Below are 16,282 nucleotides of genomic sequence, written 5' to 3' on the forward strand. Positions count from 1 at the left end.
CCTACACGGCCGGCGCCACCTTCGTCATGGCGTTGATGACCCGGTCCATCGCGTCCCCGCCGCGCGGGTCGGTGAGGTTCGCCAGCAGCTTCAGCACGAAGCGCATGAGCAGCGGGTGCGGCATGCCGTGCTTGGTGGCCATCCGCATCACCTCGGGGCGGCCGATCAGCTTCACGAAGATCCCGCCGAGCCGGTAGTAGCCGCCGAAGCGGGCCTTCAGCTCCTGCGGGTACGCCATCAGCGCCCGCTCCCGCTCGGCGCCGGCCGGGCGGGCGAGCGCCTGCACGGCGACCTCCGCGGCCAGTTCGCCGGACTCCATCGCGTACGCGATGCCCTCGCCGTTGAACGGGTTGACCATGCCGCCGGAGTCGCCGACGAGCAGCACGCCCCGGCTGTAGTGCGGGACCCGGTTGAAGCCCATCGGCAGCGCGGCGCCGAGGATCGGCCCCTCCGCGTTGGCCTCGTCGGTCATCCCCCAGTCCTCCGGGGTGTTGGCCAACCAGTCGGTGAGCAGCTTGCGGTAGTTCGTCTTGCCGAAGGCCGAGGAGGAGTTGAGCACTCCCAGGCCGACGTTGACCCGGCCGTCGCCGAGGCCGAAGATCCAGCCGTAGCCGGGCAGCAACGCGTCGTTGCCCTTGGACCGCAGCTCCAGCCAGGACTCCAGGTAGTCGTCGTCGTGCTTGGCCGGCGAGCGGTAGTAGCGGCGGACCGCCACGCCGATCGGCCGGTCCTCCCGCTTGGCCATGCCGAGGGCGAGCGGGAAGCGGCCGGAGACGCCGTCGGCGGCGACCACCAGCGGCGCGTGGAAGGTGGCCGGCTCCTTGCCCGGGCCGACCTCGGCCTGCACGCCGGTCACCCGGTCGTCGGCGTCGAGCACCGGGCCGAGGACGTTCACGCCGGTACGCAGCTCCGCGCCGGCGGCGACGGCACGCCGGGCGAGCAGGTCGTCGAAGTCGAGCCGGGTCCGGACCAGGCCGTAGTTGGGGAAGCTGGCCAGGTCGGGCCAGTCCAGCTCCAGGCGGACCCCGCCGCCGATCACCCGCAGGCCCTTGTTGTGCAGCCAACCGGCCTCGGGCGAGGTGTCCACGCCCATCCGGACGAGCTGCCGCACGGCGCGGGGCGTGAGCCCGTCGCCGCAGACCTTCTCCCGGGGGAACTCCGTCTTCTCCAGCAGCAGCACGCGTACGCCGTGCCGCGCCAGGTGGTATGCCGTGGCCGATCCTCCGGGACCGGCGCCCACGACGATGACGTCGGCGTCGTTCTCCACCGCGGTCATCCGCGCCTCCTCCCGCATGCTCGTGAAATGCTTCACAAGCCGATCGGGTTGGAGTCTATGACCGGCGTTACACCTGTATGCGCCCAGGGGGGCCTAACTTCTCGGAAACCAGCCGGTAAGAAGGTGGAGATCGGTCACGGGCGGGCCGGCGCGGCCGGTCCCAGGCCGGCGTCGAGCCGGATCGTCTCGGGCAGGTGGTCGCGCAACGCGCCGCCGGCCGCCCGGTCCAGCGCCGCCAGCACCTCGGCGACCACCTGACGGACCTCCGCGGGATCCGCGCCGGCCAGCTCCCTCAGCTGCGCGATCAGCTCGGCGGCGTCGTCGTCGGTGGCGGTGTGGTCGGATCCCGTCATGGGCGCGAGCCTACGGCGCGAACCAGCGCGAAGTCCGACATTCACGAAATGGCCGGCGGACCCGGCCGGGCGATCAGTTCCGGACCGCGCGGTGCAGGGCGACCACGCCCCCGGTCAGGTTGCGCCACCCCACCCGGCCCCAACCGGCGGCGCCGACGCGGGCCGCCAGGGCCGCCTGGTCCGGCCAGGCCCGGATCGACTCGGCGAGATAGACGTAGGCGTCGGGATTGCTCGACACCGCCCGGGCCACCACCGGCAGCGACCGCATCAGGTACGACAGGTAGACCGTCCGGAACGCCCGGTTGACCGGGGTGCTGAACTCGCACACCACGAGCCGCCCGCCCGGCCGGGTGACCCGGGCCAGCTCACGCAGGGCCGCGTCGGTGTCGTTCACGTTGCGCAGCGCGAAGGAGATGGTCACCGCGTCGAAGCTCGCGTCGGCGAACGGCAGCCGCAACGCGTCCCCGGCCAGCAGCGGCACCGCCGGGCGGATGCGCTTGCCGGCGTACAGCATGCCCAACGACAGGTCGGCGCCGACCGCGTACGCGCCGGAGTGGGCCAACTCCTCGGTGGAGACGCCGGTGCCGGCGCCCACGTCGAGTACCCGCTCGCCGGGACGCAGCCCGAGCGCCGCCCGGGTGGCCCGCCGCCAGGACCGGTCCTGCCCGAAGGAGAGCACGGTGTTGGTCAGGTCGTACCGGGCCGCCACGCCGTCGAACATGGCGGCGACCTCGTGCGGCTGCTTCTCCAGGCTGGCGCGCCCGCCGTGCGGGGAACGACTGTTCACCCCTCCACTCTGCCAGCACCCCACCCCGGGTACGGCGCGGGGGCGAGGTGGTCGCCCACCTCGCCCCCGCCATGTCCGATCCGACCGGCTCAGTCCTCGGTGCGCTCGTCGGTCGGCGCGACCAGGACCACCTTGCGACGCCGGGACAGCATCAGCAGCGCCGCGCCGGCGGCGAGCACGACCGCGCCGATGCCGCCGATCAGGCCCACCTGCATACCGGTCACCGGCAGGCCGCCGTCGCCGGCGCCACCGCCGCTGCCGCCGCCCGTGGTCGGGGTCGGTGCCGCGGTCGCGCTGCCGCTCGGGGTCGGCTCGGCCGTCGGCGTAACGGTCGGCGTCGGGGTCGGCGTGCCGCTGGGGCCGGGCGTGGGCTCGGCGGAGAGGTCGACGAACGCCTCGAAGATGGTGTGGTTGTCCAACTCGTCGACCTCGCCGAAGGCGCGCCGCTGCGCCGAGCCGGCGGCCTTGGGCGCCTCCTCCGGCGCTCCCTCGGCGCGGTCCAGCCCGTACGCGAAGAAGTCGCCCTCGTGCAGCACGGTCTCGGTCACGTCGTCACCGACGCGGACGCTGACGCCGGCGGTGTAGTACTGGCCGGGCCGGATCACCGCGCCGTCGTCCTGGCAGAGCGCCTGCTGCTTGCCGAGGACCTCCTGGCGTACGCACCCCTCCGGCAGGTCGACGAAGGCGACCCCGGAGGGCAGCGTGAGGCCGTAGACGATCCCGGTGGCGGGCTGGCTGCCGTCGTTGTAGGCGGCCCAGTCCAGCGGGACGGTCTTGCCCCGGCGCACCGGCTTCAGGTCCGGCTCGTCCTGGACCGCGCCGTTGACCACGACGTTGTCCTGGATGTCCTGCACCCAGGCGGTCAGGTCGTAGCCCGGCTTGGTGACCTGGATCGGCACCTCGACGATGTCGTCGGCGGTGTTCGGCTGGGGGGTGGCGGTGTAGACGCCGACGGCCAGCACGCCGCCGTCGCCCTTGCCACCGGTGCTGAACAGCGGGATGCCGAAGTCCTCGCTGGTGCCGGCGGGCAGGTCACCGAGCGGGCAGTTGTAGATGGCGTCGGAGGCTGCCGTGCAGCCGGCCGACCTCAGGTAGCCGACCCGCTTCGGCTTGAGGCCGTCCACCTTGACCCGGTAGTAGACGTCCTTGGCGGTGGCGGTGCCGACGTTGGTGACGGTGAACTTGAAGGGCTTGGCCTGGGCCGCCGTCACACCCTTGGCCACGCTGGTGCTGATCGGGGCGAGCACCAGGTCGGCCAGGTCGGCCGCCTGGGCCGGCGCCCCGAACGCGACCGGCGCGGCGGAGGAGAGAAGGGCCACCACGCCGGCACGCGCCAGTGTGGATCGGTAACGGTTGGTCATGGTTCCCCCGGGGGTAGGGACGTGCCGATCAGGCACGGAACGAACGGACGGTACCGGAGCGGCGCGGCGTAGCGCCAGCGCTGCGCGGATGGGATTCCTACCTGCCTCGGCGAACAGCAGGGGCGGGATGGTCACCCATCCCGCCCCTGCCGCGGTGCGTTATGTGAACGGCCCTCATGGGCCGATGGAGGACAACCGTCAGACGGTCGACTTCTCGTCACCCGGGGTCACCAGGACCACGCGGCGACGGCGGGCGGCCATGAACAGCGCGCCACCGGCGGCCAGCACGGCCACGCCGACGCCGCCGAGCAGGCCGGCCTGCGGACCGGTGACCGGCAGGCCACCGTCGTCGTCACCGTCGCCACCGCCGGAACCGCCCTGGGCGGCGGCGACCACGACAGCGTACGCGTCGGTGTTGTCGGTCGCGTCGACCTCGACGGGCGCGGCGGCCTCGGCGTTCGCCGGCAGGGCGCTGCGGCCCGCGACCCGGGCGGTCAGCGACTGGCTGCCCAGGGCCTCGACCGTGACCTTGCCGCCGCTCAGGCTGCCGGCCTTGACGTCCTTGCCGACGGTGAGCAGGTGGAAGAAGCGGCCACCGGCGATCTGGTCGTCACCCGGCTTGTCCTTCGACTCCGGGATGAAGTCCAGGTCCTGGTAGGTGCAGACCCGCGAGGACTTGGCGGCGTCGTCCACGCAGCCCTCCTCGGCCTCGGCGAACGTCACGCCCTTGGGCAGCTTGACGGCGATCTTCAGGCCGGCCGCGGTGGCGTCGCCCTGGTTCCAGGTGCTGTAGATGAGCTGGGCGGTCTCGCCGGCGTGCAGGTCACCGACCACCGCGATCTTGTTGCCCTCGACCTTGACGGCCTTGTCCACGTCGGACGCGACCACGGTCAGGTCCGGGCCGGTGCCCTCGACCTTGACCTTGACGGTCACCTCGTTGTTGGACTCGTCCGGGTCCGGGCCGTCGTGCAGGATGATGGCGCTGATCTCGCCGGCGTCGCCGACCCCGGCGCCCTTGCGCTTCAGCGGGAAGCCCCAGTCGACGTCCGCGCCGGCCTTCAGCACGTCGCCCTCGATGCCGCAGAGGATGATGCCGTCCTCGCGCTTGTTGCAACCGGACTCGTCGATGTCCACCTTGGCGGTGTCCAGCTTGCTGATGTCCAGCCCGACGAGGATGCCCTTGGCGTCCACCTTGCTCTTGTTCACCAGGGAGACGCTGGCGGTCTTGCCGGGCGCGCCCACGGCGATCGTGGTGCCGGTGGCCTCGATGGCGAGGTCGGCCGAGTTGGGCTCGGCCATCGCCGGCGCGGCGAAGAGGCCGGCGGCGAGGACACCGGTGGCACCGGCGAGCACGCGACTACGGATAAGCATGGAAGTGGTTCCCCCCGTGGGGTGCAGGAAAGGGTACGGGCGGGGACATTAGCGGTCCACGATCTTCCCCGCCATCCCATCCGGCGGACGTTCACCACCTGCACACCTAAGGATCGCTTAAGGGTGGTCCGAATTGATCGCTCTTGCTCCGCTGCGCCCCTCCCGGCGGCCGGACGACCGGCCCGCCGGAAGGACCCGTTAGCTCAGCAACCATCAGCCGTTCGACCGACCGCGTGCCGTCACACGCGGTGCGGAGACGCTCGCCGAGCGCTCAGTTCACCTCGACCAGCGGCAGCGATCGGCCCGCGCCGCCGCCCGGCAGGGCGATCGACGAGAAGTGCGAGACCACCCGGTCGTCGCTCGGGTCGTCGGCGGGGGTGTGGTGCACCGCGAGCCGGTGGTAGAGCGTGTCCCGCTGGGCCGGGATCCGGTCGGCCGACCGGATCATGCCGATCAGCTCGTGCAGGTTGGACCGGTGCCGGGCGCCGGCGGAGGAGATGACGTTCTCCTCCAGCATGATCGAGCCGAGGTCGTCCACGCCCATGTGCAGGGCGAGCTGCCCGACGTCCTTCCCCGTGGTCAGCCAGGACGCCTGCAGGTGCGGCACCGTCTCGAAGAAGAGCCGGGCCACCGCGATCAGGCGCAGGTATTCCAGCGCGGTCGCCTGGGTGCGGCCCTTGAGGTGGTTGTTCTCCGGCTGGTAGGTCCACGGGATGAAGGCCCGGAAGCCGCCGGTGCGGTCCTGCACGTCCCGGATCATCCGCAGGTGCTCGATCCGCTCGGCGTTGGTCTCGCCGGTGCCCATCATCATGGTCGCGGTCGACTCCAGGCCCTGCCGGTGCGCCAGCTCCATCACCTCGAGCCAGCGCGCGCCGGACTCCTTCAGCGGGGCGATCGCCTTGCGCGGCCGGTCCGGCAGCATCTCGGCGCCGGCGCCGGCGATCGAGTCCAGCCCGGCGGCCTTGATCCGGGCGATGGCCTCGTCGAGGCTCACGCCGGAGACCTTCGCCATGTGCAGGATCTCGCTCGGGCCGATCGAGTGGATGGCGAGCTGCGGGTAGGCCTGCTTGACCGAGGAGAACAGCTCCTCGTAGTAGTCCACGCCGTAGTCGGGGTGGTGCCCGCCCTGGAGCATGACCTGGGTGGCGCCCAGCTCGACCGCCTCGCCGCAGCGGCGCAGGATCTCCTCGGTCGGGTGGGTCCAGCCCTCGGCGTGCTTGGGGGCCCGGTAGAACGCGCAGAACTTGCACGCCGTCACGCAGACGTTCGTGTAGTTGATGTTGCGATCGATCAGGTACGTGACGATGTTGTCCGGGTAGCGGCGCCGCCGCACCGCGTCGGCCGCCTCGCCCAGCGCGTGGAAGGGCGCCTCGGTGTAGAGCAGCAGGGCCTCCTCGGGCGTGATCCGCCCACCGTCCGCGCCACGCTGCAGGATGTCGTCGATCTCCCGGCTCACCGTCACGCCTCCGAGCCTACGTCGCCTCGGGAGGGGCTCGTCCTGCCGGTCTCATCTGTGTGATCCAGCGCCGCTACCTCGAAATTTATTTTCAAGATCGAAATATAATGTTCGTTGATGATTGACAAAACATAGAAGACAGACGCATTATCTTGTTTGACATCCACCGGCAGCATTGGACGCGACATGAGCGAAACGGACACCGCTCCGGGTATCGCCGCACGATGCCAAGCGGACGGCGGACTAACGGAAGCGACCCTCGGCGAGTTGCGGGACGAGTTGGGCTACAGGAAGCTCGGGCGTTGGGTTCTCGCCGAGATCGCTGACACGCTTCGGGCGACTGGCCTTGGCTTCTTCCCCGCCGACAGGCTCGACGCAGCACTCAACACCGAGCCACGCCAATGGCAGACGGTCTGGATCTACTCCCGGGACAGCACTCCCCGAGCACGTGTGATCGACGCCGTGCTTCACCCCGACGACTGCGACGTCCGGAAGGAACTCGAGGTCATCGGTACGAGGAGCCCCGCTGGGCTGAGCCACCGACAGAAGCTCGACCTCATCAGGGAAATCGTCAACGCCTGACCCGGCCCCCTAAGCAGCGAGAGAAAGGCCGTCGCCCCATGACCGCGCACGTCTTCGTCGATGAGACCAAGGAACGTGGTCTCATCGTCGCCGCCGTGGTCGTGCCTGCGGCCGACCTAGCCGCTGCACGCCGGGTGACTCGTGATCTGATCCTGCCCGGCCAGCGTCGCATCCACTTCCACAAGGAGAGGGACGATCGGCGCCGTCAGATCATCGACCGATTTCTCGCGCTACCCGCCCACGTCGTCATCTTCGACGCGAAGGCGCACCGCAACGCGCGAGGCGCTCGTGAAGCCTGTCTCGTCTCTTTGGTCGATCACTCAGCGAAGATCGGGGCCGTTCGCCTTGTCCTGGAACGTGACGACTCGACCTTCCGAGCTGATCAGCGCCTGCTCTTCGAGCAGGTCAGGAAGTGTGGGGTAGATGGCGCGCTTCGCTATGACCAGCTCCGTGCCCACGAAGAGTGCCTGCTGGCGATTCCCGACGCGGTGGCTTGGTGCTGGGCCAAGGGCGGACGCTGGAGGGATTCCATCCGCCGCATGATCAGTGAGTCGCGACCGGTCTGAACGTCCAGAGACAGCGCGAGACCCGGCTCACCCACCGTCCGGAAGGCTGCCGGGTCCACTTCCACGGAGCTAATGCCCCTGGCAGTTGAAAGGTTACCGCTGTCCGAACCGTTCGGACAAGGCAATGCCACGTTTGGCGGGCCCGAAGGTACGACTCAGCGCCGCTGCCGATGGGCTCGCCGGCCGCATCACGCGTCGTAGTCGACCGTCACCTTGTCGGTCACCGGGCTGGACTGGCAGGTCAGCACGTAGCCGGCGGCGACCTCGTCCGGCTCCAGGGCATAGTTACGGGCCATGGTCACCTCACCGTCGGTGACCCGGGCCCGGCAGGTCGAGCAGACCCCGCCCTTGCAGGCGTACGGCAGCTCCCCCCGCACCCGCAGCGCCGCGTCCAGCACCCGCTCGTCGCGGCCCATGGTGAAGCGCGACGAGCGCCCGTCCAGCAGCAGCGTCACCTCGGTGCCGGACTCCACGCCGGGCCGTTCGACCGGGCGCCGGGCCGGCTCCGCCGCCGAGTCCACGTGGAACAGCTCGGTGTGCACCGCCTTGTCGGGCACCCCGCGCCCGGCCAGCACCGCCTTGGCGTCCTCCACCATCCCGTACGGGCCGCAGAGGAACCACTCCTCGATCTCGTCACCCGGGACCACGGTGTCGAGCAGCCGGGTCAGCCGATCGGCGTCGATCCGGCCGGAGAGCAGCGCCGACTCGCCCATCTCGCGGGAGAGCACGTGCACCAGGTGCAGCCGGCTCGGATAGCGGTCCTTCAGGTCGGCCAGTTCCTCGGCGAACATCACCGTGTTCGCCGTGCGGTTGCCGTACACCAGGGTGAAGGTGCTCTCCGGCTCGACGGCCAGCGCGGTCGCGGCCAGCCCGAGCACCGGCGTGATGCCGGAGCCGGCGACCACCGCGCCGTACCGGCGGACCCGGTCCGGGTCGAACGCGGAGGTGAAGTGCCCGAGCGGCGGCAGCACCTCGATGGTGTCGCCCCCGCGCAGCGCGCCGCAGGCGTACGCGGAGAAGGCCCCGCCGGGGACCTCGCGCACCCCGATCCGCAGCCGGCCGTGCCGGGCCAGCTCGTCCGGGGTGGAGCTGATCGAGTACGAGCGCCGCGCCTCCTCGGCCTCCGGGTCGTCCGCGACGGCCGGGCGGCGGACCGTGAGGTGCTGCCCGGCCCGGAACGCGAACGTCTCCCGCAGCTCCTCGGGCACCGCGAAGGTGATCGACACCGAGTCGTCGGTGAGCCGGTCGACGGCCGCGACGGGCAGCGGGTGGAAGACCGGCCGGCGGCGGACCGGCCGGGTGATGGTGACAGTCACAGCGCCTTCAGGTGGTCGAAGGGTTCGGAACAGGAGCGGCAGCGCCACAGCGCCTTGCACGCGGTGGAGCCGAACCGGCTGACCTGCGTGGTCTCCGGGGATCCGCAGCGCGGGCAGCGGACCGCCAGGGTCAACGGCACCACGGTGTCGTCGCCGCGCGGGGCGGGCGGGGCGATGCCGGCGGCGGCCAGCTTGGCCCGGCCCCGCTCGGAGATCCAGTCGGTGCTCCAGGCCGGGTGGTAGACGGTGCGGACCTCGCAGTCCGGATGGCCGGCGGCGACGAGCGCCCGGCGGATGTCCGCGCGGATCACGTCCATCGCCGGACAGCCGGTGTAGGTGGGGGTGATGGTCACGACGACCCGGCCGGTGTCCGGCTCCCGCTCGACCGCGCGCAGGATGCCCAGCTCGTCGATGGTGATGACCCGGATCTCCGGGTCCACCACCGCCGCCACGGCCGCCCTGGCGTCGGTCACCGTGGTCACCATGTCGCCCCTGGGTGGGCGCGGTGCAGCACCTGCATCTCGGCCAGCAGATAGGACAGGTGCTCGGTGTGCAGGCCGTCCCGGCCGCCGCCGGGCGCCCAGCCCGTCTCCGGGCGGGTCAGCGTCGCCTCGTCCAGCACCGCGGCCACGGTGGCGTCGAAGTCGGCCCGCAGGGTGGCCGGGTCGGCCGGCGCCGCCGGGGCCGCGACGAACAGCTCGTGGACGTACGGCCACACCTGGTCGACCGCGTCCTGGGCGCGACGGTGCGACTCGTCGGTGCCGTCGCCGAGGCGCTTCATCCAGAGCGAGGCGTGGTCCAGGTGGTACGCGGACTCCTTGCGCGCCTTCGCGCCGATGGCGGCCAGCCGCTCGTCGGCGCAGCCGGCCAGCGCGGTGTAGAGCGGCAGTTGCCAGGCGGCCAGGAAGAACAGCTTCGCCATGGTCACCGCGAAGTCGCCGTTGGGCAGCTCGACCAGCAGGCAGTTGCGGAACTCGCGGTCGTCGCGCAGGTAGGCGAGGGCGTCCTCGTCCCGGCCGGCGCCCTCCAGCTCCCCGGCGTACGTGAGCAGGAGCCGGGCCGCGCCGAGCTGGTCGAGGGCGATGTTGGCCAGCGCGATGTCCTCCTCCATCTCCGGCGCGCGGGTGGTCCACTCGCCGAGCCGCTGCGCCGCGACCAGCGCGTCGTCGCCGAGGCCGAGCGTGAAGTCGAAGACCGTGGTCACAGGTGCGACACCCCGTCCGGCACCTCGTAGAACGTCGGGTGGCGGTAGACCTTGTCGGCCGCCGGGTCGAAGAAGGCGTCCTTCTCGTCCGGGCTGGACGCGGTGATCGCGCTCGCCGGCACCACCCAGATGGAGACGCCCTCCTGGCGGCGGGTGTAGAGGTCGCGGGCGTTGCGCAGTGCCAGCTCGGCGTCGGGGGCGTGCAGGCTGCCGACGTGGGTGTGCGACAGGCCGCGCCGGGCCCGCACGAAGACCTCCCACAGGGGTGAGGACTGACCGCTCATGCCGGGCCGACCGGGCATGGCCTCACGGCCCTCGCTTCGCTCGGTGCGTTCGCTCATGCCGGGCCGACCGGGCATGGCCTCACGGCCCTCGCTTCGCTCGGTGCGTTCGCTCATGCCGCCACCGGCTCCTTCCGCTCCGCCCGCTTGGCGGCGTACGCCGCGGCGGCCTCCCGTACCCACGCGCCGTCGGCGTGGGCCCGCTGCCGGTGCGTCATCCGCTCCCGGTTGCACGGCCCGTTGCCCTTGATCACCTGCATCAGCTCGGCGTAGTCGGGCTGGGTGTAGTCGTACGCCTGGCGCTCGTCGTTCCAGCGCAGGTCCGGGTCGGGAATGGTCAGGCCGAGCACCTCCGCCTGACCGACGCACATGTCGACGAAACGCTGTCGCAGCTCGTCGTTGGAGAAACGCTTGATCTTCCAGGCCATGGACTGGGCGCTGTGCGTGGAGTCGCCGTCCGGGGGGCCGAACATGGCCAGCGACGGATACCACCAGCGGTCGACCGCGTCCTGGGCCATCGCCTTCTGGGCCTCGGTGCCGTGCGCCAGCGTGTGCAGGATCTCGTAGCCCTGGCGCTGGTGGAACGACTCCTCCTTGCAGACCCGGATCATGGCGCGGGCGTACGGGCCGTAGGAGCAGCGGCACAGCGGCACCTGGTTGACGATCGCCGCGCCGTCCACGAGCCAGCCGATCGCGCCGACGTCGGCCCAGGTCAGGGTCGGGTAGTTGAAGATCGAGCTGTACTTCTGCCGGCCGTCGAGCAGCAGGTCCACCAGCTCGTCCCGGCTGATGCCGAGCGTCTCGGCGGCGGCGTAGAGGTAGAGCCCGTGGCCGGCCTCGTCCTGCACCTTGGCCAGCAGGATGGCCTTGCGCTTGAGCGACGGGGCCCGGCTGATCCAGTTCCCCTCCGGCTGCATGCCGATGATCTCGGAGTGCGCGTGCTGGGCGATCTGCCGGATCAGCGTCTTGCGGTACGCCTCGGGCATCCAGTCCCGGGGTTCGATCTTCTGGTCGGCGTCGATCACGTCGGTGAAGTAGGCCTCGACGTCCTCGTCCGGCGCGGGGGCGCCGCGACGGGCCCGCGCCGCCGCCTCGCGCAGCGCCGCCTCCGCGGCTTCCACCTCGCCGAGCAGGCCGCCGCCCGGAGCGTCCTCGGGTGGGGCGAAGTCATTGCCATACATGAAGCCAGTGTTACAGCTCGCGCCGGATGACACCAGAGGGTGTAACAGGATTCCGACACCACCTTCGGTGACCGGGCCAGCGCTCGCCGTGGTCGCCCCTGACCTGGGCAAACGGCTGTGACGTCGACCACTTGTCGAAGATGAAACCCCCTAAGGGCGGCATAGCGGCTCAATGTCCCGCCCACCTGGCGAGTCGCCGGGTGTCGGGATCTGGCGGTTGGCCGGTCCGGAAGTAGACTTCCCCCGGCACACCGATCGGCTGCCGTTGATCGCCACCGCTCAGGCCACCGTCCCCCGGCCTTGTGGCGATCGGGGCCGAAGACATGCGCAAGCGCCGGTCCCCCCGGCCAGACATCTGGAGTTCACCCACTCATGCGACCTCGCGTGACCATGGTGCTCGCCGTCGTGGCGGTCCTCGTCGGCGGCGGCATGCTGGTGCCCGCCGCGTACGCGAAGCTCTCCGGCGGAGACGGCCTCAGCACCCTCGGCGGCGTCGGCGCCGGCGAGCAGGTGCCGGCGCCCATCCCCACCGCGCCGCCGCCCCCGACGCTGGCCGACGCCCCGGTCTCGGTGAACTTCAAGGGCGAGTTCTTCTCCTGGGCGCTGATGGACCGGAAGACCGGCGCCGTCACCGGCGCGAAGAACATGAGCCAGACCAGCTCCACCGAGTCGATGCTCAAGACCTGGATCGTCTCCGACTACCTGCGCCAGCTCGGCGACGAGGAGCCGACCGCCGCGCTCAAGAAGGCGGCGAGCGTGGCCATCCGGGACAGCAACGACGACGGCGCCAACATGGTCTACCGGGCGGCCGGCGGCTCCTACCAGAAGCAACCGGGCAACAAGCTGAACCCGGTGCTCCAGCGGGCCGTCAAGATCTGCGGCCTGACCGACACGAAGGCCGGCACCGTGCCCACGAACCTGGGTTGGTGGAGCTTCACCCAGATGTCCCCCCGGGACGCGGTCCGGCTCGGCGACTGCATCGCCGACGGCAAGGCCGCCGGGCCCAAGTGGACGAAGTGGGTGCTGAACGAGATGGCAAACGTCCGGGGCAGCATCAAGAACCAGCAGGAGAAGTCCGGCGGCGGTAAGTGGGGCATCGTCGACGGCCTACCCGCCTCGATCAAGGCCCAGGGCCCGGTGGCCATCAAGAACGGCTGGACCGCTCTCTTCTACGATCGCAACTGGCACGTCAACTGCCTGGCGGTCACCGACAAGTGGAGTCTCGCGGTGATGATGCGCTACCCGATGGCCTCCGGCCTGGCGTACGGCTCGAAGGTCTGCGCGAGCGTCGCCACGCAGCTCGTCACCCCGCAACCGGGTGCCGCCCTCAAGGTGCCGCAGCAGCCGGTCGGGAAGCTCTGATGGCCGGCGCCCGGCGTCGGCCCGGCAGCCACCATCGCCCGCTGGCGTTCACCGCCGTGGCCGTGGCCCTGGTCGGCCTGCTGGTCCTCTCGCTGCGGCTGGTCCCCGGGTCGCCGTTGCAGCAGACCGCCGCGTCGCACCCCGACCCGGCCGGCGAGCGGTCCACCACCCAGCCCACCGACCGCAACGCCCGGCCCGCGCCGGCGCCGGCGCGGTCCCTGGAGCCGCTGCCGTTCCAGGCCCAGGATCTCGACGACCTCGACCTCGAGGGCTGGTACGCCTGGTCCGTGCTGGACAAGCGCACCGGGAAGATCATCGGCTCGAAGAACATGGGCGAGACCAGCACCACCGCGTCCCTGATCAAGTCCTGGGTGGTCGCCGACTACCTGCGCCGCAGCGCCGAGGACGGCAAGACCCCGAGCGACGCGAAACTCGCCGACGCCACCCGGATCATCCGCGACAGCGACAACACCCGGGCCCAGGAGTTCTACGAGAGCGTGGGCAGCGCGGCCTCGATCAAGCGGCTGATCTCGATCTGCAAGCTGACCGACAGCAAGGTCGCCGCCGACGGCGGCTGGAGCCGTACGCTGCTGTCGCCCCGCGACACCGCGCGACTCGGCCTCTGCATCGACGACGGGCGGGCGGCCGGGCCGAAGTGGACCAAGTGGCTGCTCAACGAGATGCGGCTGGTGCGCGGCGACGGCGACTTCGGCATCCGCAAGGCGTTCCCGGCCGCCGAGCAGAAGAAGATCGCCATCAAGAATGGCTGGATCGACCGGCAGAAGGAAAAGGAATACCACGTCAACTGCCTGGCGATCGGCGACACCTGGACGATGGGCGTGATGGTCAAGAGCCCGTTCAGCGTCGGCGGGTGGGACTACGGCATGAAGGCCTGCGAGCAGATCACCGAGGCGCTGATGCGCCCGGCCAACTGAGTCGCGCCTCCGCGCGCTCAGCCCTGGAAGAACTCCGGTCCGCCCGGCGGCAACGCCGGCACCTCCCCGTACGCGGCCGCCCGGCGGGCGAACTCGCGGAGCCCGGCCACCTGCCGCTCGCCAAGCGAGAAGTCGAGCGTGCGGAAGTAGGTCGCCAGCGTCGCCGCGTCGAACGGCTCCCAGCGGGCCGCCGCCTCGGCCACCTGGTCCAGCTCGGCCAGGCACAGGTCACGCGAGCGCAGGAACGCCTCGTGCACCTCCTTGACCAGGCCCGGGTGGGCGGTGGCGAAGTCGCGGCGGACCGCCCAGACGGCGAACACCATCGGCAGCCCGGTCCACTCGTGCCAGGCCTGCCCGAGGTCGGTCACCGCGAGGCCCTTGCCGGGCGCCTCGTACAGCGCGCGCAGCGCCACGTCGCCGATCAGCACCCCGGCCTCGGCCTCCAGCAGCATCTGGGTCAGGTCCGGCGGGCAGCGGAAGTATTCCGGGCGCACCCCGTAGCGCTCGGCGAGCAGCACCTGGGCCAGCAGCACCCCGGTGCGTGAGGTGGAGCCCAGCGCCACCCGGGCGCCGTCCAGCTCGGCCAGCGGCCGGGTGGAGACCATGTTGACCGAGAGCACCGGGCCGTCGCTGCCGACCGCCAGGTCGGGCAGGAGCAGCAGTTCGTCGGCGTGCTTCAGGAACTCCACGAGCGTGATCGGGCCGATGTCGAGGTCGCCGCGGACCAGGTCGGCGCTCAGCTTGTCCGGCGAGTCCTTGTGCAGGTCGACGTCGAGCAGCGCGCCGGACCGCATCAGCCCCCAGTAGATGGGCAGGCAGTTGAGGAACTGGATGTGCCCCACCCGGGGGCGGGCGATGCGGTCGGCCATGCCCCGACCGTATCCCCGCCGGCGGCGCGCCGCCCCGCAGGGAGCCATCGGAGTGGTCCATCCCGCACCGGGTGGAAGGAGGGGCCCCTTCTTAACGCCTCCGGTAGAGGAGGGGGCCCCCTCCTAACCGCTCATCCCGGCGACCGGCGCCGCGGCGGGTGCCGGCGCGACGGCGGCGCGCTCGGCGCGTACCGCGCGGCGGACCGGCCAGGCCAGTGCCACCACGACCAGCAGGCCGACCACGCCGCAGCCGGCGACCAGCGGCCGGGGTTCGGCCACCTCCAGCAACAGGCCGCCGACCAGGTAGCCGGCCATCCCGCCGCCCTGCACCGCCGCGCCGAAGACCGCGAACGCCCGGCCTCGGGCCGCGTCGGGCACCCGGCGGGCCAGCAGCAGGTTGTCGAAGACGTTGTTGCCGCCGTTGGCCACGCCACCGAGCAGCCAGATCGGCACGAGGATCCACGCCGACGGCACCGCCGCCGAGGCGAGCACCGCCAGGCAGCAGCCGCCGAGCAGCACCAGCCCGGCACCGAGCAGCGCGCCGTCGTCCGCGAGCCGGCGGGCCACCCGGGCGAACAGCCAGGCACCGAGCACGATGCCGAGCGTCCAGGAGCCGGTGACCAGGCCGTACACGGTGGTGGAGCTGTGCAGGGTCTCCCGGATGAAGAAGACCTCGATCACGTTGATCGCCCCGACCGCGCCGACCACCGCGGCCACGCTGCCGACCATGACCATCAGCAACGGGTCGCGCCGCAGCCGCCAGCCGGGCGTGGGCGCCGCGGCGGCGCCGGCCGCCGCCGTGGATCGGCCACCCCGTCGGGTACGGATGAGCAGCGCGGCGAGGACCAGCGCGAGGTAGCTGACCGCGTCGACGAGCAGCGGTACCCGGGTGCCGTACTGCCCGACGAGCAGCCCGGCCAGCGCGGGCCCGGCCAGCGCGCCCAGCGTGCCGGCGGTCTGGTTGAGCGCGCCGGCCCGGGGCAGGTCCTCGGCCCGGACCATCGCCGGCACCAGCGCCGCGAGCACCGGCTGGGTGATCGCGAGCCCGGTGGCCAGCAGCGCCACCAGCGCGACGACCAGAACGGGGTCCTTCGCATAGGCGAGCGCCACGCAGATCGCGGCCTGGACCAGGCCGGTGCCGACCAACAGCACCCGGCTGTCCACCCGGTCGGCCAGCCGGCCGGTCAGCGGGGCGAGCGCGACAAGCGGCAGCGTCGCGGCGAGCAGCAGCCCGGAGACGGCGAGGCCGCCCGCTCCGGCGGACTGGAGCGCCAGGGTCAACGCGGTGGCGGCGAGGAAGTCGCCGCAGCTGGAGAGACCGCGGGCAGTGGTGGCGAGCCAGACGTCCGACCAGCGCGACGAGCCAGGTGTGAAGGACATAC

17 protein-coding genes are annotated in these 16,282 nt (G+C 71.6%); 4 read left to right on the forward strand and 13 right to left on the reverse strand.

What is annotated here, in order from left to right; all coding sequences use genetic code 11:
- Position 1: 1 nt before the first annotated feature.
- From O7598_RS27960 to mqnC, 6 genes are all read right to left on the reverse strand, one after another.
- Positions 2-1,276: a geranylgeranyl reductase family protein gene (locus O7598_RS27960; protein ID WP_269694197.1), complete on the reverse strand. Its 1,275-nt coding sequence runs from the start codon at positions 1,274-1,276 to the stop codon at positions 2-4.
- A 134-nt stretch (positions 1,277-1,410) separates the two neighbouring features.
- A complete protein-coding gene (locus O7598_RS27965; protein WP_091062857.1) occupies positions 1,411-1,629 on the reverse strand; it encodes a hypothetical protein in 219 nt (72 codons plus the stop codon).
- Positions 1,630-1,702: 73 nt separating this feature from the next.
- Positions 1,703-2,416 (reverse strand): demethylmenaquinone methyltransferase, encoded by a 714-nt coding sequence (locus O7598_RS27970; RefSeq protein ID WP_269694198.1) that lies wholly within the window; start codon positions 2,414-2,416, stop codon positions 1,703-1,705.
- Between the two features lie 89 nt (positions 2,417-2,505).
- On the reverse strand, positions 2,506-3,777 hold the full coding sequence (locus O7598_RS27975) for a cell wall anchor protein (protein ID WP_269694199.1): 1,272 nt from the start codon (positions 3,775-3,777) through the stop codon (positions 2,506-2,508).
- Between the two features lie 198 nt (positions 3,778-3,975).
- A complete protein-coding gene (locus tag O7598_RS27980; protein WP_269694200.1) occupies positions 3,976-5,148 on the reverse strand; it encodes a hypothetical protein in 1,173 nt (390 codons plus the stop codon).
- A gap of 271 nt (positions 5,149-5,419) precedes the next feature.
- Complete coding sequence (gene mqnC, locus O7598_RS27985) at positions 5,420-6,610, reverse strand: cyclic dehypoxanthinyl futalosine synthase (protein WP_091062863.1); 1,191 nt, start codon at positions 6,608-6,610, stop codon at positions 5,420-5,422.
- A 180-nt stretch (positions 6,611-6,790) separates the two neighbouring features.
- Between mqnC and O7598_RS27990 the strand changes: the two genes are divergently transcribed.
- Positions 6,791-7,186, forward strand: coding sequence for a hypothetical protein (locus O7598_RS27990; protein WP_269694201.1), 396 nt, complete (start codon positions 6,791-6,793; stop codon positions 7,184-7,186).
- A 38-nt stretch (positions 7,187-7,224) separates the two neighbouring features.
- Positions 7,225-7,752: a hypothetical protein gene (locus O7598_RS27995; RefSeq protein ID WP_269694202.1), complete on the forward strand. Its 528-nt coding sequence runs from the start codon at positions 7,225-7,227 to the stop codon at positions 7,750-7,752.
- A 188-nt stretch (positions 7,753-7,940) separates the two neighbouring features.
- Here O7598_RS27995 and paaE read toward each other — a convergent pair whose 3' ends face one another.
- Genes paaE through paaA form a run of 5 tightly spaced genes read right to left on the reverse strand, consistent with a single transcriptional unit; the run spans position 7,941 to position 11,734 of the window.
- A complete protein-coding gene (gene paaE, locus O7598_RS28000) occupies positions 7,941-9,068 on the reverse strand; it encodes a 1,2-phenylacetyl-CoA epoxidase subunit PaaE (protein WP_269694203.1) in 1,128 nt (375 codons plus the stop codon).
- Positions 9,065-9,541: a 1,2-phenylacetyl-CoA epoxidase subunit PaaD gene (gene paaD, locus O7598_RS28005; RefSeq protein WP_269694204.1), complete on the reverse strand. Its 477-nt coding sequence runs from the start codon at positions 9,539-9,541 to the stop codon at positions 9,065-9,067. The genes paaE and paaD overlap by 4 nt, the downstream gene beginning before the upstream one ends.
- Positions 9,542-9,546: 5 nt before the next feature.
- A complete protein-coding gene (gene paaC, locus O7598_RS28010; protein ID WP_269694205.1) occupies positions 9,547-10,272 on the reverse strand; it encodes a 1,2-phenylacetyl-CoA epoxidase subunit PaaC in 726 nt (241 codons plus the stop codon).
- A complete protein-coding gene (gene paaB / locus O7598_RS28015; protein ID WP_442929940.1) occupies positions 10,269-10,613 on the reverse strand; it encodes a 1,2-phenylacetyl-CoA epoxidase subunit PaaB in 345 nt (114 codons plus the stop codon). Before paaB ends, paaC begins: the two co-directional genes overlap by 4 nt.
- Positions 10,614-10,666: 53 nt before the next feature.
- Positions 10,667-11,734 carry a 1,2-phenylacetyl-CoA epoxidase subunit PaaA gene (paaA, locus tag O7598_RS28020; RefSeq protein WP_269694206.1) on the reverse strand — a complete coding sequence of 356 codons (1,068 nt, stop codon included), beginning with the start codon at positions 11,732-11,734 and terminating at the stop codon, positions 10,667-10,669.
- Between the two features lie 372 nt (positions 11,735-12,106).
- Here paaA and O7598_RS28025 point away from each other — a divergent pair, with 372 nt between their 5' ends.
- Positions 12,107-13,096, forward strand: coding sequence for a hypothetical protein (locus O7598_RS28025; protein WP_269694207.1), 990 nt, complete (start codon positions 12,107-12,109; stop codon positions 13,094-13,096).
- Positions 13,096-14,031: a hypothetical protein gene (locus O7598_RS28030; RefSeq protein WP_269694208.1), complete on the forward strand. Its 936-nt coding sequence runs from the start codon at positions 13,096-13,098 to the stop codon at positions 14,029-14,031. The genes O7598_RS28025 and O7598_RS28030 overlap by 1 nt, the downstream gene beginning before the upstream one ends.
- Before the next feature lie 17 nt (positions 14,032-14,048).
- Here O7598_RS28030 and O7598_RS28035 read toward each other — a convergent pair whose 3' ends face one another.
- Together O7598_RS28035 and O7598_RS28040 are read right to left on the reverse strand one after the other, a co-directional pair.
- Positions 14,049-14,900: a menaquinone biosynthetic enzyme MqnA/MqnD family protein gene (locus O7598_RS28035; protein ID WP_332367394.1), complete on the reverse strand. Its 852-nt coding sequence runs from the start codon at positions 14,898-14,900 to the stop codon at positions 14,049-14,051.
- A gap of 123 nt (positions 14,901-15,023) precedes the next feature.
- Positions 15,024-16,280 carry an MFS transporter gene (locus O7598_RS28040; RefSeq protein WP_269694210.1) on the reverse strand — a complete coding sequence of 419 codons (1,257 nt, stop codon included), beginning with the start codon at positions 16,278-16,280 and terminating at the stop codon, positions 15,024-15,026.
- Positions 16,281-16,282: the final 2 nt, after the last annotated feature.

The organism is Micromonospora sp. WMMC241 (assembly GCF_027460165.1).
Lineage (GTDB): Bacteria > Actinomycetota > Actinomycetes > Mycobacteriales > Micromonosporaceae > Micromonospora > Micromonospora humi.

Excerpts from the sequence above, each read along its gene's own strand:
- O7598_RS27960 (WP_269694197.1), bottom strand. The coding sequence starts at position 1,276 with ATGACCGCGGTGGAGAACGACGCCGACGTCATCGTCGTGGGCGCCGGT.
- O7598_RS27965 (WP_091062857.1), bottom strand. The coding sequence starts at position 1,629 with ATGACGGGATCCGACCACACCGCCACCGACGACGACGCCGCCGAGCTG.
- O7598_RS27975 (WP_269694199.1), bottom strand. The coding sequence starts at position 3,777 with ATGACCAACCGTTACCGATCCACACTGGCGCGTGCCGGCGTGGTGGCC.
- O7598_RS27980 (WP_269694200.1), bottom strand. The coding sequence starts at position 5,148 with ATGCTTATCCGTAGTCGCGTGCTCGCCGGTGCCACCGGTGTCCTCGCC.
- O7598_RS27990 (WP_269694201.1), top strand. The coding sequence starts at position 6,791 with ATGAGCGAAACGGACACCGCTCCGGGTATCGCCGCACGATGCCAAGCG.
- O7598_RS27995 (WP_269694202.1), top strand. The coding sequence starts at position 7,225 with ATGACCGCGCACGTCTTCGTCGATGAGACCAAGGAACGTGGTCTCATC.
- paaB (WP_442929940.1), bottom strand. The coding sequence starts at position 10,613 with ATGAGCGAACGCACCGAGCGAAGCGAGGGCCGTGAGGCCATGCCCGGT.
- paaA (WP_269694206.1), bottom strand. The coding sequence starts at position 11,734 with ATGTATGGCAATGACTTCGCCCCACCCGAGGACGCTCCGGGCGGCGGC.
- O7598_RS28025 (WP_269694207.1), top strand. The coding sequence starts at position 12,107 with ATGCGACCTCGCGTGACCATGGTGCTCGCCGTCGTGGCGGTCCTCGTC.
- O7598_RS28030 (WP_269694208.1), top strand. The coding sequence starts at position 13,096 with ATGGCCGGCGCCCGGCGTCGGCCCGGCAGCCACCATCGCCCGCTGGCG.
- O7598_RS28035 (WP_332367394.1), bottom strand. The coding sequence starts at position 14,900 with ATGGCCGACCGCATCGCCCGCCCCCGGGTGGGGCACATCCAGTTCCTC.
- O7598_RS28040 (WP_269694210.1), bottom strand. The coding sequence starts at position 16,280 with ATGTCCTTCACACCTGGCTCGTCGCGCTGGTCGGACGTCTGGCTCGCC.